The organism is Enterococcus sp. CR-Ec1 (assembly GCF_002850555.1).
GTDB lineage: Bacteria > Bacillota > Bacilli > Lactobacillales > Enterococcaceae > Enterococcus_D > Enterococcus_D entomosocium.
In genome coordinates this window covers 1,989,188-2,012,395 of record NZ_CP025223.1, presented here as the reverse complement: position 1 = coordinate 2,012,395, position 23,208 = coordinate 1,989,188, and the positions used below count along the sequence as shown (strand labels likewise).

Below are 23,208 nucleotides of genomic sequence, written 5' to 3'. Positions count from 1 at the left end.
TGTTTATGTTGATAAATTTCAGGGATTTTTTTAATTTAGATTATTGGAGAGAATTGCTCTCATTTGATATATTTTCTTGGTCTTTTTTAGTAAATGTTTTAGATGTGATCGTTGTTTGGTACTTGGTTTATAAGCTTATCCAGCTTGTGCGAGGGACAAAAGCGATCCAGTTGTTCAAAGGAGTCGGACTGTTCATTGTTCTAAGGTTTTTGGCTGGTATCGTAGGATTAAAGACGCTATCTTGGTTGATGGATCAAGTCATTACTTATGGGGTGATCGCCGCAATTGTTATTTTCCAACCAGAAATTCGACGGGGGCTAGAGCATCTTGGACGCAGCTCTTTCTTCAAGACTTCTAAAAACGAAAAACGGCGGGATGAAGTTTTGGTCCAAGCACTGGACAAAGCTGTTCAATATATGGCAAAACGAAAGATCGGTGCATTGATCACGATCGAGCGGACGACTGGTTTAGAAGAATACATCGAAACTGGGATTCCCTTAGATGCGGATGTGACGGGCGAACTACTGATCAATATTTTTATTCCTAATACACCGCTGCATGATGGTGCAGTCATTTTAAGAGATGATAAGATCGCTGTTGCTAGTGCCTACTTGCCATTGTCAGAAAGTCCACTGATTCCGAAAGAATTCGGGACACGTCATAGAGCAGCTGTTGGGATATCAGAAGTCAGTGACGCATTGACCATTATCGTCTCAGAAGAAACCGGCGACGTTAGTATTACGCTAAATAATCGCATGTTGACTGAACTTTCTCGCCAAGAGTATCTCGACGTGTTGAATCGCGAATTAGTTCCGGAAGAAAAACCTGGCAAACGCAACTTGCTGCAATCTTTCTTTGAAGGGGTCAACAAAGGAGGAAGAAAATGATCAAGAAAGAGCGTCGTCAAAACGTATTTTATGGTATACTAGCGCTGTTCTTTAGTCTGGTTTTGTTTTTCATCGCCAGCGGATCAAGTCTGCAAGTCAATCTTGCGGGAACATCAAATCCTTATGAGGAAGAGATCGAAAATGTACCGATTCAGACCACCTACGACACGGATGAATACTTCATCCAAGGATTTGAAACAACAGTGGATGTGACTTTATCTAGTCGAAATCGTGTACAATTGAATGCAGAACGTAGTGAGGAAACACGGAGCTTTCGAGTCGTAGCTGATTTGACTGGGCTCGATGAAGGAACCCATGAGGTCCCTTTAGAAGTAAAAAATCTTAGTTCAAGCGTCACAGCTGAAATCGAACCAAAAACAGTCACTGTGACGATCGAGAAAAAAGTGACCCAAACGTTTACCGTTGAACCCGTCATCTCCACTGACGGAGCAACGAGTGGTTACGGCGTCGATTCAATGAGTGTCGATCCGCAGAAAGTAGAAATCACAACTGGCGATCAAACATTAGCTGAAATCGACCGAGTGGTAGCAATCGTAAATCCAGATGATATCACTGGGGATTCGATCACTGTCAATGGAACCATCGGAGCCTGGGATAGCGACAACAATCCATTAGCGATCATCGCGGATCCTGATTCGGTAGATGTTGCATTGGTGATGGAGGCTCCAAGCAAAGAAATTGAATTGTTTGTTACACAACAAGGGACAACTCCAGACGGGATCTCCCATTACATTTATCGCATGAGCAGTATCAGTGCCGTTCTGACAGGACCACAAAGTATCTTGGATGAAACCCAACAGATCGGTGTGCCGGTGGACGTTAGTGAGATCACGACAACGACGGAACGGACAGTAACCATTCCAGTGCCTGAGGGGACAACAATCAATCCAACGGTCGTGACGATCCAAATTACACCGGTTGCAGAAGCTACTACGGAGAATCAATCAAACAATGATAGCAATGAAGCAGTGAATAGTGAGAATTCTCAAGACAACTCTTCAACAGACGACACGACGAACGAACAAACAGAGAATTCCGCAAGCAGCACGACGACAAGTAGTTCTTAGTCGTTTGACTGTAGAGAATGAATAAGAGAGGTTATTAAAATGGGAAAATATTTTGGTACTGATGGTGTTAGAGGAGAAGCTAACAAGGAATTGACACCTGAGTTAGCATTTAAATTGGGGCGTTACGGCGGCTATGTACTAAGTCAACATGAAACCGGGGACCGTCGTCCTCGCGTATTGGTTGGGCGAGACACACGAATTTCTGGACAAATGCTAGAAAGCGCATTGATTGCTGGTTTGTTATCCGTTGGGATCGAGGTATTTCAATTAGGCGTTATTTCCACACCAGGAGTGGCATACTTGACGAAAGTACAAAAAGCAAGCGCAGGTGTGATGATCTCTGCCTCTCACAATCCTGCACAAGACAATGGGATCAAGTTCTTCGGAAATGATGGCTTTAAATTAGTCGATGAACAAGAAGCTGAAATTGAAGCATTGCTTGATGCGCCGGAAGATACACTTCCTCGACCTTCTGCCGATGGCTTAGGAACGGTGGATGAGTTCCCAGAAGGGTTATTGAAATACTCTCAATTTCTACGTCAAACGATTCCTGACGATTTAGAAGGGATCACGGTTTGTGTCGATGCAGCAAATGGCGCAACAGCTACAAGCGTTAATCGTTTGTTTGCCGATCTAGAAACAGAATTCTTCACAATGGGAACTTCCCCAGATGGGTTGAACATCAATGATGGTGTTGGTTCGACTCACCCCGAAACATTAGCCGAATTCGTCGTTGAAAAAGGGGCCGATGCTGGTCTTGCATTTGATGGAGATGGCGATCGGGTCATCGCAGTTGATGAACTAGGAAATATCGTTGATGGCGATAAGATCATGTATATCTGTGCAAAATATTTAGCAGAACAAAAACGCTTGAACCAAGGAACGATCGTTACAACAGTCATGAGCAATTTAGGGTTCCACAAAGCAGTGGAAGCAATTGGTCTGAAAGATGTGATCACACAAGTCGGTGACCGTTATGTCGTAGAAGAAATGCGTAAAAACGATTATAATTTCGGTGGCGAGCAATCAGGGCATATGATTTTCTTGGATTTCAATACGACAGGTGACGGTTTACTATCAGGAATTCAACTATTGAATATCATGAAACAAACGGGCAAGAAACTGTCGGAATTAGCAGGAGAGGTAACGATCTATCCACAAAAACTTGTCAACATTCGAGTGACAGATAAAAATGGTGCGATGGATGTTCCAGCTATCCGTAAAATCGTGGAAGAGACAGAAGCAGAAATGAACGGCGAAGGCCGTATCTTGGTTCGTCCTTCAGGAACAGAACCATTGCTTCGGGTGATGGCAGAAGCACCAACCATTGAAAAAGTCGATTACTATGTTGAAAAAATCGCAGCGGTCGTTCGAGAAGAAATCGGTGCGGAATAAATGAAGAAGTAAGACGATCAAAAATATTCTTTGGTCGTCTTTTTTGTCTACTTACCAGCAAGAAGCCAACTTGCGAACTAGAGAAACTTGTCAACGAATTTGTCGACAACGCTTAAAAGGGAACACGCCGTGGGCAAGCCTTGCGAAGTATAGTTGCTTTTAAAAGTCTTTTCGGATTTGTTGTGCAGAAAACAAGAAAAAAGAACCCCTATGAACGATCGAGTCATCGAACGAGGAGTTCTTTTTATTAAACAGAAGATAACCAATTCGGTTTCAGTTTTTTAAAAAACTATTCAACGGTAACGGATTTTGCTAAGTTTCTTGGTTTATCAACATCGAATCCGCGTTGTAAAGTGGCAAAGTAAGCCAGCAGCTGTGTTGGAACGACTGCCACTAAGCTGGTTACCAATGGATGAACATTTGGCAAAATGATTTGATCAGTCGCTTTTGCTAACTCTTGACTAACGATCACAAGGGTGTGAGCCCCACGAGATTCGACTTCTTTCAAATTGCCCCGCGTATGAGAGCCAGTCACTTCTTCCGTGATCACACCGATCACTGGTGTACCTTCTTCGATCAACGCGATGGTGCCGTGTTTTAATTCACCAGCCGCAAAGCCTTCCGCTTGGATATAAGAAATTTCTTTTAATTTCAATGCCGCTTCCATTGATACATAGTAATCATTCCCACGACCAATGTAAAATGCATTACGGGTTTCGGAAAGAAAATCTTCAGCAAATTGACTGATAACAGCTTTTTCATCCACTAAAGCCTCCATTGCAGAAGCAACGATGCTTAGTTCATGGAACACGTCAAAATCCAATGCTTCAGGGACAGCTTTTTCATCACCAATGGCTTTTGCTAATAAGGTCATGACAGCGATCTGTCCGGTATATGCTTTTGTAGAGGCAACGGCGATTTCTGGACCAGCATGAAGCAATAAGGTATGGTTCGCTTCTCGAGAAAGAGTAGAACCAGCAACATTGGTAATCGTGAGACTAGGAAGACCTAACTGATTGATCGTCACTAATACTTGACGGCTATCTGCCGTTTCACCACTTTGTGATAAGAACAAGAAGAAGGGTTTTGCTGACAACAATGGCATGTTGTAGCCAAACTCACTAGATAAGTGAACCTCAACAGGGATCTGTGTTAGCTTTTCTAAAATGGATTTTGCTGCCCAACCAGCATGATTACTGGTACCACATGCGATGATGTAGATTCGATCGCTAGCTAAAAGTTCGTTTTTTAACGCTGGATCGATTACTACTTCACCGGATTCTCCTTGATATTCTTGGATCAAGCGGCGCATCACGGTTGGTTGATCATCGATTTCTTTTAACATGTAGTAAGGGTACGTTCCTTTTTCGATGTCAGTCAGATCTAGTTGTGCTTCATAAGATTCACGGTACACAAGGTTTCCTTTTGGATCTTCGATTTCGATCGCATCGGCTGTTACGGTCACCATTTCGCCATCTTCGATCTCAACAAAATGAGTCGTTTGATCGAGCATTGCTAAGGCATCGCTGCAAATGACATTAAATCCATCTCCCAAACCGATCAATAAGGGACTTTTATTTTTAGCAACATAAATGGTTTCTGGATCTTTTTTTTCTACTAAAGCAAAGGCATAAGAGCCGCGAATCAAGGACAAAGCTTTTTTAAAGGCCGCTTTGGTCGTGCTGTTGTCTTGCTCTTTCAACACTTCAATCAAATGAACAACGATTTCGGTATCTGTTTGACCTTCAAACTGGTGGTTGCTTAAATATTCTTGATGAAGCTCTTCAAAGTTTTCGATCACACCATTATGAACCAAAACGAGTGCTTGGTTTGCCGAAGTGTGAGGATGAGCATTCATTTCTGATGGCTTGCCATGGGTCGCCCAACGGGTATGTCCGATACCGATCGTTCCTGTTACTTCAGAAGTCACTTTTTCTTCCAAGTTTTTGATTCTTCCTTGGGCTTTCACTAAATGATCCGAAGTCCGATCAGCGACATAAAGGCCTGCTGAGTCATAGCCCCGATACTCTAAGCGTTCCAATCCGTTTAAAATAATTCGTTCTGCATTTGATTTTCCTACGATTCCTACAATTCCACACATAATGATAATCCTACTTTCAAAAAATTTAGTTTGGCATTATGTATTTCTATCTGCGCAGCAAGTCTTTGTCATCATCTTACGATGAGATTTGTTCTTGCCTGTAGAGTGCAGTCCCTAGAGTCATCCGCCGAATGTTTCGATAAACTCTTTCCTCGTCATCTGTTTCCAGATCAGGCGCTATCCATATTGGTCTATCTATCCTCCTTGTGAGATATTTTATAGAAATACAAGCAATATCATAATATTTATTCCTGTTTCTGTCAACTGTAAGTTATATGAAAATAATTGGTATAGTTATTGGTAAGGTTGATTTGAACCAGTCTAAAGGGAATCAAAACAGCTGACATAGCTTTGTCGAATAAGATTCCCAAGAAATTTCCTCATAAAGCTATGCTTTTTTTTTTAAGTTCGCTACAATAAAAAAGTAAGAAAGTGAGGGAATGAAATGCCAGAATTTGTAAATTGTATGACTTTTTCAGAGCTAAAGAAAATAGTAGCTGCGATAGAAAAAGATCCTAATGTCACAGATGAAACAAAGGTCATGTTGGATACGGGCTGGGACAGCTTGCAAGAAATTTTACCCGGATCAGTCACCGTGGAAACCGCGCAAACATTCAAAGTCCAGGATGAACTAACAAAGGAATTTTTTGGCGGCTACGTCTTAGCTGAAAAAAGCGAGAAATTTGATGCGGTTGGAGACGAAGAAGCAGTGATCGTCATCAAAAATCTATACTAAATTATGGGAAAGGTGAAAAGTTAGGTGGGAAAATGAATAAAAGAAGATGGATCGCAGCGGCGATCGCAGCAGGGTTATTTATCTGCTCGGGGGTTTTTTCAGTAATCACAAATCGTCCAGAGCAAGAGGAAACTCAAACGCTGCAAGGGTTAAATGCTTTGTTCTACGGAAGTAATGCGATCGAGGAGACAACGTTAGTTGCCGGAGATCAAGACAATCGCATTGTTCGCTTATCTTTAGAAGGAACGATCGCCAGCAGCTCCAGTGGCGGCTTATTCACAACAGAATCTTATGATCATCAGCGATTTTTAGAAGAACTACGGATGATCCAAGACGATCCAACTATTGGGGGCATCTTGATGGAAGTCAATACCCCAGGAGGCGGCGTCTATGAAAGTGCCGAGATTGCTCGTGAATTAGCAAAAATCAAAGAGTTAGGGATTCCGATGTATGTCAGTATGAAAAACATGGCAGCCAGTGGCGGTTATTATATTTCGGCAGGTGCTGATAAAATTTTCGCAACGGATGAAACGATTACCGGTTCGATCGGAGTGATCATGTCGGGGCTCAACTATGCCGGCTTATTCGAAAAGCTAGGGATCGAAGACAATACGTATAAAAGTGGTGCACTAAAAGATGTAGGTTCAGCAACGAGAGAGCCAACAGAAGCCGATAAAGAAGTCTTGCAGACCTATGTCGACAATGCTTATGGTCGGTTCGTTAAAATTGTGGCTGAAGGACGCGGCATGACAGAAGAAGCCGTTAGAAAGATCGCTGATGGCCGCATCTATGATGGTCAGCAAGCGGTGTCTGTTGGCTTAGTGGATGAAATCGGTTTTCCTGAAGATACATTAGCAGCAATGCAAGCAGATCTAGGCTTGGAAGATGCAGAGATTTTCAGCTATGACGTTTCATCTACTGGATTTGCTTCTACTTGGTTAGGTTCAAGTTTAGCCGAACTGCAAGGACTAAAAGAATCAAATACAGAACGAGTGATCCAATTGATGGAAAGCTTAGGAACAAGCGATGCCCCTAAACCTCTTTATTATTATGGAGGTGAATAACTATGACAGATAAAAACAAGTATTCCACTGGCACATCGTCAACGGATGACAGTCACACAAGTACAACAATCGATCAAAGGGAACAGCGCGAAACCTCCACACCGTCAACCGGTCATACGGATGTGCGAACTGAAGCGCAGGTTTCAGAAACAGCCGAACCAGTAAACGCCAGCAAAGCGATGAAGAACGCACAAGTAAACCATCCCGATGATTTTTATCAACAAGTCTTGACGTCTTTTCAAGAAGAAGAGTATAACCAAAGTGAGATCGAAGAAAGACAAAAAGCGTGGCAGCATTTTGAAGAACCTGAAAAACAGACCGAAGACAAACGGTTCTTTAATGACTTTCCTAGCTACTTTTTTGCCGGTTTTTGGATTCGTTTGTTTGCTTTTTTAGTGGATCTTCTAGTGATCCGGGCAATCACGCAAATGACGATCGGCAGTATCTATAATCTAGCGAATCTAACGGCAACCAATCAGCGGTTTGGTCTTTACAACATCTGTGCCTTAGCGATCTATCTGGGCTATTTTGTTCTGATGACGAAGCTGAATCATGGCCAAACAATTGGGAAAATGCTCTTTGGCATCCGCGTTATTTCTTTTGTAGAAGAAGAACTCAGTTGGCAAACGGTCTTGATTCGCGAACTTTGCGGGCGCTATGTGCTGCAATTCAATGTTTTCTTTTATCTCGGTTATTTACCAATCGTCTTTAATAAAAATAAGCAGCAGGCTGCGGATTATTTTGCAGAAACAAGTGTGGTAACCATCAATTTGATCAAGGCCTTTAATAAACAGGTGGATGCCAATCACGTAATGATTGGTGCACAAAACTAACTAGCAGATCAAGCAATTAGTAAAGGAGGGGTCGTGAATGGGTGAGACGATTGATTTCCCGGGACCAAATGAGCGGCTTCGTCTGGCGGCAGAAAAAGCCTACCAGTCAAAAGAGTTTTTGCAGGCTTTTCGTTTGTACAATGAACTTTATCAAAAAAACGCCAGTTTTGAGATCAATCAATGGCTCGTGGAATGCTTGCAACAGCTGAATGATTTTGCCAAAGCGTTAGATCTTGCGGAAGACTATCTAGATGATTATTTGAAACAAACTGATGGTTTTTTACAAATTGGTCATCTGCTGATCTTGGATGGTCAATACTTAAAAACTCGGCGCTGGCTTACATTAGGTCAGAAAACAAAAATTCCAAAACGCTATCAGGAACAGTTGGCTAGTGAACTAGCTAAAGTAGAAGAAGTACAACAAATTTTAGGATTGGAAGATTTTCATGGGAAACGCAAGCATTTACGCGCATTAGATGAAGCCAATCAACCGGTGAGTGCAACAGAGTGGCACGTTTTTACCCAAGCAATTACCAAATCACAATTTATCTCGCTGATGCATGACACGTTGGCTTCCATCAAAAATCCGTATTTGCTACCTAAATTAGTGGATGAGCTCGTGCGTCTTGAAGTGGACGAACCTTTTGACCTAATCGATTACCTTGGGAATATGCAGCAAATCGTTCCGAAAGAATTGAAACTTTTACAGGAGGATGACGCTGTTAAAGCGATCCATAAAGCGATCGAAGAAACGATCGCCCAAGAGGACCCGATTTTAGCGGAAAGTGTCTCAGCAGAAATCGATGATCATTTAGCGATAAGTTACCCGTTTTTACCGGCAAAAGAAGAGGCAAACGCATGGGTGGCAAGCTACATTGAAGATTATCGCGGGTTATTTGAAGAAAAAGAACAGCCAAAAGCAGACAATGAAATAGAAGAACGCAAACGACACTTGCGCAATATCCTACGTTTGAGCATTCGCTGAAAGAAAAATTCGCAACTTTCATGGTAAAATGTTTACAATTAAACAACGTTAGTGTACTATTTAAAGGTATGCATGAAGCTATTTCATATGTAAATCAATTAATATTCGGAGGGAAATAAATGACTGCAAAATGGGAAAAAACAGGCACCAATGATGGTGTTTTGACATTTACGATCGCTCAAGCGGAAATCCAAAAAGGCTTGACGACTGCATTCAATAAAGTGAAAGGCAATCTTAACGTACCTGGCTTCCGTAAAGGGAAAGTTTCACGCCAAGTATTTAACCGTATGTACGGCGAAGAAGCGTTGTATGAAGATGCATTGAACGCTGTTCTTCCAGAAGCTTATGAAGCTGCTGTAAAAGAAGCAGGGATCGATCCTGTTTCGCAACCAAAAATCGACGTTGACAGCATGGAAAAAGGTCAAGACTGGGTAATCAAAGCAGAAGTTACTGTAAAACCTGAAGTAAAACTTGGTGATTACAAAGATTTAACTGTTGAAAAACAAGACCGTGAAGTAACAGAAGAAGACGTTGATGCACGCATCAAACGCGAACAAGAAGCACAAGCTGAATTAGTTATCAAAGAAGACGAAGCAGCTGAAAATGGCGACACAGTCGTTATCGACTTTGAAGGCTTCTTAGGAGAAGAAACATTTGAAGGCGGCAAAGGTGAAAACTACTCACTTGAACTTGGCTCAAACTCATTCATCCCTGGTTTTGAAGAACAATTAGTAGGAACAAAAGCTGGCGATAGCAAAGACGTTACCGTGACTTTCCCAGAAGATTATCAAGCAGAAGATTTAGCTGGTAAAGAAGCAGTCTTCAAAGTAACGGTTCACGAAGTAAAAGCAAAAGAACTTCCTGAATTAGATGATGAATTCGCAAAAGACGTTGATGACAGCGTTGAATCATTAGCGGAATTAAAAGAAAAATATCGTGCTGAATTGACTGAAACAAAAGAAAAAGCAGCAGAAGATGCAAAAGATGAAGCTGCGATCCGTCAAGCAGTTGAAAACGCAGAAATCGTTGAATTACCACATTCAATGGTACATGATGAAGTACACCGTTCAATGGATGAGTTCTTGAACAATATGCAACGTCAAGGAATCTCACCTGAAATGTATTATCAATTAACTGGTTCAACTGAAGCAGATCTTCACACACAATTTGAAGGCGAAGCAGAAACACGCGTGAAAACAAACCTTGTCATTGAAGCAATCGCTAAAGAAGAAGGTTTGGAAGCAACAGAAGAAGATATCGAAAAAGAAATCAAAGAACTTTCTGAAGCTTACAATATGCCAGTGGATCAAATCAAACGCGTCTTAACAGAAGACATGTTGAAACACGATATTACAATGAAAAAAGCAGTTGAACTTGTAACAGGCACTGCAAAAGAAGCGTAGTCAAAACTCTTAAAAACGGCGAACATCTAGTGGTGTTGGCCGTTTTTTCATGGGAGTAAATAGGGGATATTTCGGAATTACTAACAAATGATAAGAAAACGTTAGGCAAAGTAAAAATGACTTTTTCTTTCAAAAAAGTTATGATATGATTGTTTAAGACTGCAAAGTTAGTAAACCAAATTCCACTCCTTTAAATAGGTTGGAAAATTTTCAAGGGGTGAACAGTATGTACGATAATACAAACGGTAATGAAGCTGTTCGTTGTTCTTTTTGCGGAAAAACGCAAGAAGAGGTGAAAAAGATCGTTGCAGGGCCTGGGGTCTATATCTGTAATGAGTGCATTGATTTGTGCAAAGAAATCATTGATGAAGAGTTTTACGAAGAAGCAGTTCGGGAGTTTACCGAAGTGCCGAAACCGCAAGAACTATTGAATGTCCTCAATGAATATGTGATTGGACAAGATCGTGCCAAACGAACATTGGCTGTAGCGGTTTATAATCACTATAAACGCGTCAATGTAGAAACGACAGCTGAAGATGTGGAGTTACAGAAAAGCAATATTTGCTTGATCGGGCCAACAGGTTCAGGTAAAACATTTTTGGCACAAACGCTAGCACGTTCACTGAATGTGCCTTTTGCAATCGCTGATGCAACCAGTTTAACAGAAGCCGGCTATGTCGGTGAAGATGTGGAAAATATTCTTTTGAAGCTTTTACAAGCTGCTGATTATAATGTAGAAATGGCTGAAAAAGGGATTATCTATATTGATGAGATCGATAAAATCGCCCGTAAGAGTGAAAATGTATCGATTACTCGTGATGTCTCCGGTGAAGGTGTTCAGCAAGCTTTGCTGAAAATCCTAGAAGGAACCACTGCTAGTGTGCCGCCTCAAGGGGGACGGAAACATCCGCATCAAGAGATGATCCAAATCGATACGACCAATATTCTCTTTATCGTTGGTGGGGCGTTTGACGGGATCGAAACAATTGTTAAAAACCGCTTAGGTGAAAAAACCATTGGGTTTGGTACAAACAACAAACGTCTTGAAGAAGGCGAGAGCGTGATGCAACAGATCATTCCTGAAGATTTGCTTAAATTCGGTTTGATCCCTGAATTTATCGGCCGTTTGCCAGTGATGGCTGCTTTAGAGAAATTGACGGTAGATGATTTAGTGCATATTTTGACTGAACCAAAAAATGCCCTTGTCAAACAATATCAAAAATTGATGGCATTAGATGACACAGAACTCGAATTTGAGCCAGAGGCTTTACGTGCGATTGCTGCGCAAGCAATTGAGCGAAACACCGGTGCTCGTGGATTACGTTCGATCATCGAAAATATCATGATGGAAGTCATGTTCAATGTTCCTTCTGATGAGTCGATTCAAAAAGTCACTATTACGGAAGAAGCTGCGAAAGGACTTGGCGAACCAAAAATCATTTACAATGAAGAGACAAAAAAAGCAGTCTAATCGAGACCAAGTCGGATAGTTTCATTGCTATCCGGCTTTCTTTTTGAAAAAAATGAAAAGGAGCGATCCAATGAAAGTACATGAAGCTGAGATCGTCATTAGTGCTGTTTCACCAGCACAATACCCAGATACACCCTTACCGGAGATTGCCTTAGCAGGGCGCTCCAATGTCGGTAAATCTTCCTTTATCAATACATTGATTAACCGTAAAAACTTAGCCCGAACCTCGTCAAAACCGGGGAAAACCCAAACATTGAATTTTTATTTGATTGAAAATACGCTGCATTTTGTCGATGTCCCTGGCTATGGCTATGCAAAAGTATCAAAAACCGAGCGAGCAAAATGGGGAAAAATGATTGAAACGTACCTCGAACAAAGAGAGCAGCTGCGAGCAGTAGTATCTTTGGTAGATTTGCGCCATGCACCTTCCCAAGAAGATGTTCAAATGTATGAATTTTTAAAGTATTATGAGATCCCTGTGATCGTTGTTGCCACCAAAGCAGACAAAATCCCTCGTGGGAAATGGAATAAGCATGAAAGTATGATCAAAAAAGCGTTGTCCTTTGATCCAGCTGATACGTTCATTCTTTTTTCTTCCATTACCAAACAAGGAAAAGAAGAAGCATGGAAAGCCATCGAAGCAGCAATCAAATAATTTTGAATAAAGAAACGAAGCGAGCAAGTCGCTCCCTTCGTTTTTTTGCTTTTTAAAAGTAAAAATTGGGGATTTAGGCTATTCTACGGAGCGTAGAGTGCCAAATTTGCCCAATTTCAGCGAAAATCTCCTTAATATTTGTTAAACTTGTAACAAGGAGGTGTGGTCGAATGCATGAAACATTAAGTAAAAAATTAAAAGACTATCGATCAAGACATAACTTAACCCAGAAGGAATTAGCTGCGAGGTTATTTGTTTCTGATAAGGCCATTTCAAAATGGGAACGAGGAAATGGGTTGCCAGACATCGAGACATTGGTTCGTCTCGCCGATTTATTAGGCACTCCAGTGGAAGAGCTATTAAAAGAAAAGAAAGAAACCTACTATTATGAATACAAAAGTGAACGGAGGGTTCTACGGCTTCCGTTAATGCACATTTTGATTCCCAATTTATTCTTATTACTGAATCAAGTGACGAGCGTTCGAGAGTTTTTTGTTCTGATGAAAGAGGTACCAACTGCCAGCGGCTGGTTTAGTCTTGGTGTCAAAGCCAAAGGGGTTATTGCTTTGGGAATTGTCAGTTTAGGTTTTTTATCGATTGGCTTATTGTCCTTCGGAATGCTGGGGATTGGGACAGTCAGCACCGGTGTTATTGCAATAGGGAACCTCTGTTTTGGCTTTTTAGTTGGGATTGGCAATCTTGCTGTCGGCTCGATTGTTGTCGGTAATCTTGGCATTGGCTGGCTCGCTTTAGCAAATGTCGCAATTGCGTGGATTGGGGTTGCCAATTACGGCGTGGGGAGTTTTATGGCTGTTTTGCCATCAAATTCAACCACAGAGGATTTTAACCAAGCCATTCAACAACTCTTAGCTTCGGAGATCCCTGACTTGATCAAGACCACTATCTTTGAACCAATGATTCATTTTACAAATTCACCGATTTTTGTGGTGATCTTCGTGATGACGATCTTAGCAGCCGTCTTCCTTATTCTCTGCTTGTTGACCATTGGCTTGGTGCGCTTACGTCAAAGCATGATGTATGAAGAGCTATAAGGAAACCATTAGATGCCAATTCTGATTGCTGCATTTAAGTAGACTCAGTGGCTCATTTTCTATTCGCATAAGTAAAAAGGCAAGGGACGGAAGCGTCCTTTGCCTTTTTTATTAGTCTGCTTTCTTACTATCTTTTGGTTGTTTTTTATTCTCATCATCAGGTTCGTTTTTTAAGAAACGTTCAATATCGTTTTGTTGCTTTTTATTGTCCTTATCGTTATCGGGAAGAAAGGCAAAATCATCAAACATTTTATCTAGCGAGTCTTCTCGTTGGAATTTTAAGCCCATAAGGTTCACCTCCAAGCGCCTTTAGTTTACCACGAACGGTCGTAGATTTCACCAAAAAAAAGCGAAATAGTGTTCAATCGTTTCTCCCTTTACTATAATTAAAGAAAGGGGATAGAAAAGAGGGATAGCGATGATCAAAACTGAAAAAATTTACGGCTTTCTACAATCGACACAAATGGAAGCATCACAGTTGCGTTTGTTGATTGAAAATTGGTTCGCTTTGGTTCGTCTTAGCTATCAGCCGACGGAATACTATTACAATCAGCAAGAAAAGAAACCTTATGATTTTGATGAGGTCAGTCAACTGCTGCATAGCGCCCCTGAAGAAATCAATACTGAATTGATTGTGACGGACGGCCAAAATGAGTCCAGTATCCATATCATTCAAGAGGCTGTTTTACAACGGCACCTGTTTACGAAAGACGTATTTTCCACACAGAAAACAGTGATTTTAAGTTACTTCGATGAAACGATGCAAAGAGATGGAATGTTTGGCTATTTGCGTTCATATGATGAGTACCTGATGCATAACGTCGAGCGAATCGAGAAAAGACAAAATTTTCAATCGATTGCTGAAATCAACGCGTTACCGAAGCGGAAAAATTTTGAACAAGAGATCGTTATTGATTGCAATCAATTTGCTGGGTACGATGTTTTTTACAATGGCTACACACTGACCTCTTGTTGGCGAATGTACTTTTCGGTATTCTATGCTCGTATTATTCCTCAGGTGATCATTACGGATGCGCAACAAGTCGAGCAGGTCCAAGTTAGAGATCAGGGAATCGTGATGGTGGAATTGTATCGCGATCCGTTTCAGTGGGATCACGAGTTGAATCTTTCATACCAGCGTTTGTTTCGCGATCAAACCGGGATCGATCAATTGACATGGGATAATGGCGTCGGTATTTTGAGGGAACCATATATTGAGTACGCCTTTGGCGACCAATTGATCCAAACCATCCAGTACCAAAATGATCGGCTGCAGCCGACGACTAAGCGTAACGCGACACATTTCGTCACTCGAAGCTTCGATTTGGTGAACGAAGAGTACCAGGAGCGACGGGTGAAAGGTTACTTGAATGCACAAGCGTATTTTCCTTGGATCGACCAAGATCGGTTGCGCATGATGGATTATATTGTATTAAAACCGGAATTGACTGTAGATGATGGGGTCGAGGCATATGCCTTTTATATTCGGAATCACCTCGAAATTGATTACTCAGAGGATCGCTTTAAAGACTACACAGCTTGCTTACAATTTTATTTACCAGAAACAGCCTTGAAGGAGCTGCCGATAGACGGATTGAAAGCAGCGATGCCGGATGTTCATTTTGGCTATTTGCACCGCACGCGCAAATATACGTGGGTTAACCTAAAGAAGGATGGGAAAAAACTACGAGTGTATTTTATGAATACCCAAAAGCTATTCGAACAGCAGCTCTTTACCAATCAAGAATGAAAAAGACCCGCAAGATCACGAGGATCTTGCGGGTCTTTTCAATTAGGCAGCTTGTTCAGGCGCTTTTTTCAACAAACCGAATACAACGCCAGAAACGATCGCACCGATTAAGATGAATAGCAAGAACAAAATTGGTTTAGATAATAATAGAACAACGAAGATCCCACCATGTGGTGCCATTAATTGGATATCAAAGGCACCGACAAGCGCACCAGTCAGTGCAGAACCAACGATAAAGCTTGGGATCGCCCGCAATGGATCTGCTGCTGCAAATGGGATCGCACCTTCTGTGACGAAGGATAGCCCCATGACGATGTTTGTTAAACCAGCTTCTTTTTGGTCTTTGGTGAATTTATTTTTAAACAATAACGTTGCGACAAAGATTGCCAATGGAGGAACCATTCCGCCCGCCATTACAGATGCCATCACGACGCTACCACCTTCAGCAACGGTCGTTGCCAATGTTGCAGTACCGAAAACATAAGCGGCTTTGTTGATTGGACCACCTAGATCGGCTGCCATCATTGCTGCTAACAAAGCACCAAGTAAAGCGGCGTTGGTACCACTTAAGCCAGTCAAGAAGCTATTCAAACCGTCATTGATGGCTTTCATTGGCACGTTGATCAGTAACATCAAGAAGCCAGTGATCAATAGGCCGAAAACAGGGTAGAAGAGGATCGTTTTGATTCCTTCTAATGATTTTGGTAAACCTTTGAATAATGAACGCAAGAACTTGATGACATAACCAGCTAAGAAACCGCCAATCAATGCTCCTAAGAATCCAGCACCACCCGTATTTGCTAGGGCACCTGCTGCGAAACCGACGATCAATCCAGGTCGGTCACTGATACTTGAAGCGATGAAACCAGCTAAGACAGGTAGCATAAAACCAAATGCCGCGCTACCGATTTGATTGAACCAAGAAGCTGCTTGGTTGTAGTTTCCTAATTGACTCAAGGCATCTTGAGGGACACCCATGAACTGGTCCACCATGAAGGAAATAGCGATCATGATTCCACCGGCAATAACAAATGGTAACATGTGAGAAACACCATTCATCAAATCTTTATAGATTCGTTGACCGACTGAACCATCAGCTGAAGCGTCCTCTTTATCAGAAGCTTGGCCGCTACCGTGAAAAACAGGAGCAGTTCCGCTCATTGCTTCATTGATTAATTGCTCGGTCTTACGGATACCATCGCTCACAGGACGGTTTACTAAATGTTTACCGTCAAAGCGATCCATTTCAACTTTTTTATCGGCAGCTACGATCACACCAGCAGCTCGGGCGATATCAGCTTCTGTTAAACGATTTTTGATTCCTTCTGAACCATTTGTTTCGACTTTGATGTCAACACCAAGCTCTTTGGCTTTCTTTTTCAAAGCATCTTCTGCCATGTAGGTGTGGGCGATCCCTGTCGGGCAAGCTGTAACTGCGACGATATAGGGACGTTCGCTAGCAGGTGCTGCTTCTTGGTTTGCCGCTTCTTCTGCTAAAGCATCGGCTTCTTGCTGTGCCTCAGCTTCTGAGAAAAGTTGTTGTACTTGATCAGCAGTTGTCGCTGTTTTTAGTTTAGCAACGAAATCTGGATCGATCAATAAGCGAGATAGAGCTGCTAACGCTTGTAAATGAGTATCATTTGCTCCTTCTGGTGCTGCGATCATAAAGAAGAGGTACGTTGGTTGTCCATCTAACGCCTCATAGTCGACACCCGTTTTACTCTTTGCGAATAAAACCGTCGCTTCTTTGACTGCACTGTTTTTGGCATGGGGCATTGCGATGCCGTCACCTAACCCTGTTGAGGTTTGGGCTTCTCGAGCAAGAATTCCTTCTTTGTAGATTTCGACATCTGAAATCCGTCCGACAGCATATAATTTTGCTACCATTTCATCAATGGCACCTTTTTTGTCTGTTGCTTGCAAGTCCATGATCATGGCATCTTTCAGCATCAACTCATTGATTTTCATTTTTTCCATCCTCCTATAGATTCACTTGTTCAATAATGACTTCCGGTAGTAATTCTTCGATAAATGACGCCTCAGCTAAATCATCTGAGAACGCAGTGGCACTGCCACAAGCGACCCCCCATTTGAATGCTTCAACCACATCTTTGGTCTTTGCGTAACGCCCAATGAATCCAGCAATCATGGAATCTCCAGCGCCAACTGAATTTTTCAAAGGTCGTTTCAACACATTGGAGCGATAGATCTCATTGCCAGTAAAGAGCAGGGCACCATCACCACCTAGAGAGACGATGACATTTTTAGCGCCATCCTTTAGCATTCTTTGGCCATAAGGCAAGATATCTTCGATCGTTGAAAAAGAAGTCTCATAAAGTTCCGCTAATTCATGATTATTTGGTTTGATCAGCAAAGGCTGATCGGATAAGGCATCAAATAGTTCCGCACCAGTCGTATCAATGACAAATTCTGCACCAGCTTCTTTAACGATTTTGATCAATTCTTTATAAAAGTCGGCTGGAAGACCAGCTGGTTTACTTCCTGATAGGATGACGATGTCTTCGGCAGAAAGAGCGGCTAATTGGTGTTTCAATTCAGCGATTTCTTGCTCTTGAATGACTGGACCAAGGCCGTTGATTTCTGTTTCTTCGCCGGATTTTAATTTGATATTGATCCGGGTATCGGCAGCGACTTGCGTAAAATTGCTGTTGATTTCCTCTTTGGTCAGCCACTCTTCAATAAAACGACCAGTAAATCCGCCAACAAAACCAAGGGCAGTCGAGGAGATGCCAATTCGCTTCAAAATACGTGAGACATTGATTCCTTTGCCACCAGGTAGTTTAAAGTCTTGTTTCATTCGATTAAGGGCACCGATCTCCAAATGATCGACGTGGACGATAAAGTCGATCGATGGATTGAGTGTTACTGTGTAAATCATTGTATTACCTCCATAATGGTTGTTTTTGCTCTGAATTTCGCTAAATAGTTTTTTGGGCAATAATCGGTGATGATCGTTGCACCTTCAATAAAAGCAACTTGAGCAAAAGTTGTTTGCTGAAACTTGGAATGGTCTAGCAAGACATAGGCTTGTTGACTGTGCTCTAGTGCAATCTGCTTGATCAGGGCTTCTTCAGGATCGGGTGTGGTGAAACCAGCTTCCGAATGAGCACCGTTCATGCCCATAAAACAGCGGTTAAAGCGCAATTTACGCAACTGTTCACCGGCATTGATTCCTAAAACAGCGTTCGTAGCTATCTTAATGGTTCCCCCTAAAATCATGGTGTCGATCCCGTGATCAATCAGTAGGGAAGCGTGCTTGACGGAGTTCGTGACAACTTTCAGCGCTGTGATGGACGATAAGAAAGGAATCATTTCAAGGGTCGTTGTTCCTGCGTCTAGATAAATGACTTCACCATTTTTGATCGTTTGTGCGGCTGCGCGAGCAATTTTTTGTTTTTCCGTTTGAAATTTCGCTTTTTTTTCAGACATGTTGGGTTCAAAACCTAATTGCTGGCTTTTTTTGGCCCCGCCGTGAATTCTAACTAGAAACCCTTTATCTTCCAGTTCTTGGAGATCTCTGCGGATCGTTGACTCTGAAGCATCCAGCAGTTGGATCAGTTCACTGACTTTGACGATCTCCTCTTGATCCAATCGTGCCAAAATCGCTTGATGCCGCTCCTCTGTAAGCATTTACATCACCTCTTCACCTGCCATAGTAACATATGATTCATTCAAAATCAATCATAAACAGTAAAAAACATTCAAAATGAAAGCGTGAATAATAGAAATCGGTCACAAACGGTCATGGTAACCTTCATTTTCCTGAGATTGCTGTCCTTATATTTGACAATTTTTACTATTATTTGGCTTAATTGAATTAAGGGGGGATAAATAAATGAATAACAAAGTCATTTTACAAGGGTTCGAATGGGACCTGCCGGCAGATAGCCAGCACTGGAACAAATTGAAAGAAATGAGTAAAGAAATCAAAGAGTATGGATTTACCGCAATTTGGCTGCCGCCTGCCTATAAAGGGACAGCTGGGTCCGAAGACGTTGGGTATGGTGTCTATGATTATTATGATCTAGGCGAATTCGATCAAAAGGGGTCGGTGCCAACAAAATATGGAACCAAGGATGAGTATTTGGAAGCCATCAAAGCACTACAAGAACAAGGAGTTGAGGTTTATGCCGATATCGTCTTTAATCACTTGATCGGCGCCGATGAAAAGGAGGTCGTTCCGGCGGTTAAATACAATACCGAAAACCGCAATGAACCGATCAGTGATGAAGAAGAGATCGAAGCTTGGACTAAATTCACTTTCCCAGGACGTAAAGGAACTTACAATGACTATGTCTGGACCTGGCATAATTTTTCTGGTGTCGATTATGATGATCGCAATAAAGACCACGGGATTTTTAACTTCGCTGATAAGGGCTGGGAAAACCAAGTGGATGATGAAATGGGTAATTACGACTATTTAATGGGTTGTGATCTGGACATGGAAAATCCTGAAACGGTGGAACAGCTCAATAAATGGGGGCAATGGTACCAAGAGTTGACCGGTGTTGATGGCTATCGCTTAGATGCGGTGAAACACATTGAGTTCAACTATTACGCAGATTGGATCTTGAATCGTCGGGAAGAAAAAGGCAAACCACTATTTGTTGTCGGAGAATATTGGTCAGGGGATCTGCCAAAATTAGAAGAGTATTTAGATTCTTCAGGAAATCTGATTTATTTATTCGATGTGCCTTTGCACTATAATTTATATGAAGCATCTCACTCGAATGGCGAATATGATATGAGTCAAATTTTTGCCGGTACACTGACTGCCGCGCGCGAAGATTATGCCGTGACTTTTGTAGACAATCATGATACGCAAGTCGGACAAAGTTTACAATCTTGGATAGACGGTTGGTTTAAAGTCCATGCTTATTCATTGATCCTTTTACGAAAAGCGGGTGTACCGGTTGTTTTCTGGGGTGACTTATTCGGAATCCCAGCGCAAGAAATCGCTCCTGTTGGTGATGCTTTGATCCATATGTTAAAACTTCGAGAGAAGCTTGCATTTGGTAATCAAGTGGACTATTTTGATGATTCTAATTGTATTGGTTGGGTATTAACGGGGGATTATGAACACGAACTTTCTGGATTGGCGGTCGTGATGACCAATGCTCAAGGTGCGGAAAAAGAAATGACCATCAGCGCGATCCATGGTGGAGAGACATTCGTAGATATATTGAGAAATAATGAAGCGAAAGTTGTTTTAGATGATACCGGAAAAGGACTTTTCCCGGTAAATGATGGCCAAGTGTCAATCTATGTGAATGAAAAGCTAGTAGAGAAATACTTTAGCTGATCTCTTTCAATAGTCATAATAAGAGGCTGGTAAGTTTACAGCCTTTTTATTATGTAAACAAACAACGGACTGACTTTTTTCTTTCAAAACTGATGGTATCGTGAGTACTAAAATCAAAGCGCTTTTAATTAAAAGTTTTCAAAGCGTTCGGTTTTCCCCATTCACGGATAATGCTATAATTGAGAAGATTGAGAAAGAAAGGATGTTTAAAAGCATGTCATCCAAAAGTGAATTACTTAAACGCATGAATCCACGGCAAAAAGAAGCCGTTATGCATACGGAAGGGCCGTTGCTGCTGATGGCAGGGGCAGGAAGCGGGAAGACCCGTGTCCTAACCCACCGAATCGCCTATTTAATAGAAGAAAAAAATGTAAATCCATGGAATATTTTAGCCATCACATTTACGAATAAAGCGGCACGTGAAATGAAAGAACGGGTCAGTCAACTATTAGGATCGGGTGGTGAAGACGTTTGGGTTTCAACCTTCCACTCGATGTGTGTCAGAATTTTGCGCAGGGATGTTGATCGAATCGGGTATTCGAAGAATTTTACTATCATTGATTCTTCTGAGCAAAATACGCTGATGAAACGAGTATTAAAAGAATTGAATATCGATCCCAAAAAATATGATCCTCGTTCTATTTTGGGAACGATCTCTCATGCAAAGAATGAGCTGTTGACACCTGAAGCTTACCAAGCCATGGAAGGTAGTCTCTTTGAGCAAATCGTAGGTCGTTGTTATGAAAAATATCAAAAAGAGCTGCGTAATAATCAATGCATGGACTTCGATGATTTAATCATGAATACGATCCGCCTCTTCCAAGACAATGAAGATGCGCTGCAATTTTATCAACGGAAATTCCACTATATCCATGTCGATGAATACCAAGATACCAACCATGCCCAATACACGCTAGTCAATTTATTGGCCGCTCGTTTTCGAAATCTTTGTGTCGTTGGGGATGCGGACCAAAGTATTTACGGTTGGCGTGGCGCCAACATGCAAAATATTTTAGACTTTGAAAAAGACTATCCGGATGCCGCAACGATATTGTTAGAGCAAAACTATCGTTCAACGCAAACGATTTTAAATGCGGCAAACCAAGTAATCAAAAATAACCGCAACCGCCCAGACAAAAATCTGTGGACAGAAAATCGTGATGGGGAAAAAATCACTTATTATCGCGGGGATAGTGAACGAGATGAGGCGCGATTTATCGTCAGTGAAATGCAGAAACAAATTGCAGAAAAGAACCGTAAATTCGGTGATTTTGCGATTTTGTATCGGACCAACGCCCAGTCACGGATCATTGAAGAAATGCTTTTAAAAGCCAACGTTCCTTATACGATGGTCGGCGGCAGAAAGTTCTATGACCGCAAAGAAATCCGTGATATTTTGGCTTATTTATCGGCGATCGCCAATCCTCGTGATTCCATCAGCTTGGAACGAATCATCAATGTACCAAAACGTGGGATCGGTGCGACATCCGTCGAAAAACTACGAGATTTTGCGAATCTTCATGAGTGGTCATTGCTAGAAGCAGCCATGAACGTCGAGTTGGCGAATATTTCTGGAAAGGCCGGCAAAGAATTAGGAAGCTTTGGGATGATGATGGATGGCTTCGCCCAAATGGTTCCTTACCTCTCAGTAACTGAACTGACGAAAGAAATATTAGAAAAGACGGGTTATCGTCAAGAGTTAGTCAACCAGAATAATTTAGAAGCACAAGCTAGACTTGAAAACCTGGAAGAATTTTTATCGGTTACCCAAGAATTCGATAAACGATTTGAGGCGCAAAACGAAGACGATGCAGATGCACCAGATGAGAAGTTGAGTGTTTTCTTAAATGACTTAGCTTTATTGTCAGACGTCGATAGTTATGAAGAAGAAAGTAGTCAAGTGACGTTGATGACCTTGCATGCTGCAAAAGGACTGGAGTTTCCAGTGGTATTCTTGATTGGTTTGGAAGAAAATATCTTCCCGCTTTCTCGGGCTTTAATGGAAGAAAGCGAACTCGAAGAAGAACGGCGCCTTGCTTATGTGGGAATCACTCGTGCTGAGGAAGAGCTCTTTATGACCAACGCTTTTTCCAGAACATTATACGGTCGTACCCAATACAATCGTCCGTCACGGTTTATCGAGGAGATTGAACAAGATCTGCTGCAATCATTAGGCGAGCGTTCACAACCGAAAGCTGCTGCACCGTTTCAACCAAAAGTCTTTAAACCGAGCTATACACAGCCGCGTCAAACGACCGTCGCTTCTAAGCAACAGACCTCTGCAGCTGGTAATACATGGCAAGTAGGCGAGAAAGTTCAACATAAAAAATGGGGAATCGGTACGGTCGTTCGGACGACTGGCAGCGCGCAAGACATCGAATTAGATGTGGCGTTCCCACAACAAGGCGTCAAACGATTGTTGGCGGCCTTTGCGCCGATTGAAAAAGTTGAAAAATAAGGAGGAT

Annotated in this window: 19 protein-coding genes; 14 read left to right on the top strand and 5 right to left on the bottom strand. The window is 41.9% G+C overall.

Features of this window, described 5'->3' with window-relative positions; translation table 11 throughout:
- Window positions 1–5: 5 nt before the first annotated feature.
- The 3 genes from cdaA to glmM are packed head-to-tail and all read left to right on the top strand — an operon-like array spanning window position 6 to window position 3,370.
- Window positions 6–887 carry a diadenylate cyclase CdaA gene (gene cdaA / locus CXM95_RS09675; RefSeq protein ID WP_005235688.1) on the top strand — a complete coding sequence of 294 codons (882 nt, stop codon included), beginning with the start codon at window positions 6–8 and terminating at the stop codon, window positions 885–887.
- Complete coding sequence (locus CXM95_RS09670) at window positions 884–1,975, top strand: CdaR family protein (protein WP_101699067.1); 1,092 nt, start codon at window positions 884–886, stop codon at window positions 1,973–1,975. The genes cdaA and CXM95_RS09670 overlap by 4 nt, the downstream gene beginning before the upstream one ends.
- A 39-nt stretch (window positions 1,976–2,014) precedes the next feature.
- Complete coding sequence (glmM, locus tag CXM95_RS09665) at window positions 2,015–3,370, top strand: phosphoglucosamine mutase (RefSeq protein ID WP_008382200.1); 1,356 nt, start codon at window positions 2,015–2,017, stop codon at window positions 3,368–3,370.
- 289 nt (window positions 3,371–3,659) lie between these two features.
- Here glmM and glmS read toward each other — a convergent pair whose 3' ends face one another.
- The gene (gene glmS, locus CXM95_RS09660; protein WP_008382201.1) at window positions 3,660–5,471 is read right to left on the bottom strand and encodes a glutamine--fructose-6-phosphate transaminase (isomerizing); all 1,812 of its coding nucleotides are present in this window, start codon (window positions 5,469–5,471) and stop codon (window positions 3,660–3,662) included.
- A 445-nt stretch (window positions 5,472–5,916) separates the two neighbouring features.
- On the opposite strand from glmS, the gene CXM95_RS09655 reads away from it, so the two are divergent.
- From CXM95_RS09655 to CXM95_RS09620, 8 genes are all read left to right on the top strand, one after another.
- Window positions 5,917–6,207 carry a hypothetical protein gene (locus CXM95_RS09655; RefSeq protein ID WP_005235701.1) on the top strand — a complete coding sequence of 97 codons (291 nt, stop codon included), beginning with the start codon at window positions 5,917–5,919 and terminating at the stop codon, window positions 6,205–6,207.
- A gap of 32 nt (window positions 6,208–6,239) precedes the next feature.
- Window positions 6,240–7,271 carry a signal peptide peptidase SppA gene (gene sppA / locus CXM95_RS09650; protein WP_061054226.1) on the top strand — a complete coding sequence of 344 codons (1,032 nt, stop codon included), beginning with the start codon at window positions 6,240–6,242 and terminating at the stop codon, window positions 7,269–7,271.
- Window positions 7,272–7,273: 2 nt separating this feature from the next.
- Window positions 7,274–8,104, top strand: coding sequence for an RDD family protein (locus CXM95_RS09645; protein WP_008382204.1), 831 nt, complete (start codon window positions 7,274–7,276; stop codon window positions 8,102–8,104).
- Between the two features lie 37 nt (window positions 8,105–8,141).
- The gene (locus CXM95_RS09640) at window positions 8,142–9,089 is read left to right on the top strand and encodes a hypothetical protein (RefSeq protein WP_101699066.1); all 948 of its coding nucleotides are present in this window, start codon (window positions 8,142–8,144) and stop codon (window positions 9,087–9,089) included.
- 119 nt (window positions 9,090–9,208) lie between these two features.
- Window positions 9,209–10,492: a trigger factor gene (tig, locus tag CXM95_RS09635; protein WP_005235710.1), complete on the top strand. Its 1,284-nt coding sequence runs from the start codon at window positions 9,209–9,211 to the stop codon at window positions 10,490–10,492.
- A gap of 226 nt (window positions 10,493–10,718) precedes the next feature.
- Window positions 10,719–11,963 (top strand): ATP-dependent Clp protease ATP-binding subunit ClpX, encoded by a 1,245-nt coding sequence (gene clpX, locus CXM95_RS09630; protein ID WP_005235713.1) that lies wholly within the window; start codon window positions 10,719–10,721, stop codon window positions 11,961–11,963.
- Between the two features lie 70 nt (window positions 11,964–12,033).
- Window positions 12,034–12,618: a ribosome biogenesis GTP-binding protein YihA/YsxC gene (yihA, locus tag CXM95_RS09625; protein ID WP_008382206.1), complete on the top strand. Its 585-nt coding sequence runs from the start codon at window positions 12,034–12,036 to the stop codon at window positions 12,616–12,618.
- Between the two features lie 170 nt (window positions 12,619–12,788).
- The gene (locus CXM95_RS09620; RefSeq protein ID WP_005235716.1) at window positions 12,789–13,670 is read left to right on the top strand and encodes a helix-turn-helix transcriptional regulator; all 882 of its coding nucleotides are present in this window, start codon (window positions 12,789–12,791) and stop codon (window positions 13,668–13,670) included.
- Between the two features lie 111 nt (window positions 13,671–13,781).
- Here CXM95_RS09620 and CXM95_RS18845 read toward each other — a convergent pair whose 3' ends face one another.
- A complete protein-coding gene (locus CXM95_RS18845) occupies window positions 13,782–13,958 on the bottom strand; it encodes an SPJ_0845 family protein (protein ID WP_005235717.1) in 177 nt (58 codons plus the stop codon).
- 130 nt (window positions 13,959–14,088) lie between these two features.
- Between CXM95_RS18845 and CXM95_RS09615 the strand changes: the two genes are divergently transcribed.
- A complete protein-coding gene (locus CXM95_RS09615) occupies window positions 14,089–15,420 on the top strand; it encodes a hypothetical protein (RefSeq protein WP_101699065.1) in 1,332 nt (443 codons plus the stop codon).
- Between the two features lie 42 nt (window positions 15,421–15,462).
- On the opposite strand, the gene CXM95_RS09610 is transcribed toward CXM95_RS09615, so the two are convergent.
- The 3 genes from CXM95_RS09610 to CXM95_RS09600 are packed head-to-tail and all read right to left on the bottom strand — an operon-like array spanning window position 15,463 to window position 19,071.
- Window positions 15,463–17,388: a PTS fructose transporter subunit IIABC gene (locus tag CXM95_RS09610; protein WP_101699064.1), complete on the bottom strand. Its 1,926-nt coding sequence runs from the start codon at window positions 17,386–17,388 to the stop codon at window positions 15,463–15,465.
- Window positions 17,389–17,401: 13 nt separating this feature from the next.
- The gene (gene pfkB, locus CXM95_RS09605) at window positions 17,402–18,319 is read right to left on the bottom strand and encodes a 1-phosphofructokinase (RefSeq protein ID WP_008380122.1); all 918 of its coding nucleotides are present in this window, start codon (window positions 18,317–18,319) and stop codon (window positions 17,402–17,404) included.
- Entirely contained in the window at window positions 18,316–19,071 is a 756-nt protein-coding gene (locus CXM95_RS09600; RefSeq protein ID WP_061054220.1) for a DeoR/GlpR family DNA-binding transcription regulator, read from the bottom strand. The genes pfkB and CXM95_RS09600 overlap by 4 nt, the downstream gene beginning before the upstream one ends.
- Before the next feature lie 205 nt (window positions 19,072–19,276).
- On the opposite strand from CXM95_RS09600, the gene CXM95_RS09595 reads away from it, so the two are divergent.
- Both CXM95_RS09595 and pcrA read left to right on the top strand, forming a co-directional pair.
- Window positions 19,277–20,743 carry an alpha-amylase gene (locus CXM95_RS09595; RefSeq protein ID WP_101699063.1) on the top strand — a complete coding sequence of 489 codons (1,467 nt, stop codon included), beginning with the start codon at window positions 19,277–19,279 and terminating at the stop codon, window positions 20,741–20,743.
- A 214-nt stretch (window positions 20,744–20,957) separates the two neighbouring features.
- Window positions 20,958–23,201 carry a DNA helicase PcrA gene (gene pcrA / locus CXM95_RS09590; RefSeq protein WP_101699062.1) on the top strand — a complete coding sequence of 748 codons (2,244 nt, stop codon included), beginning with the start codon at window positions 20,958–20,960 and terminating at the stop codon, window positions 23,199–23,201.
- Window positions 23,202–23,208: the final 7 nt, after the last annotated feature.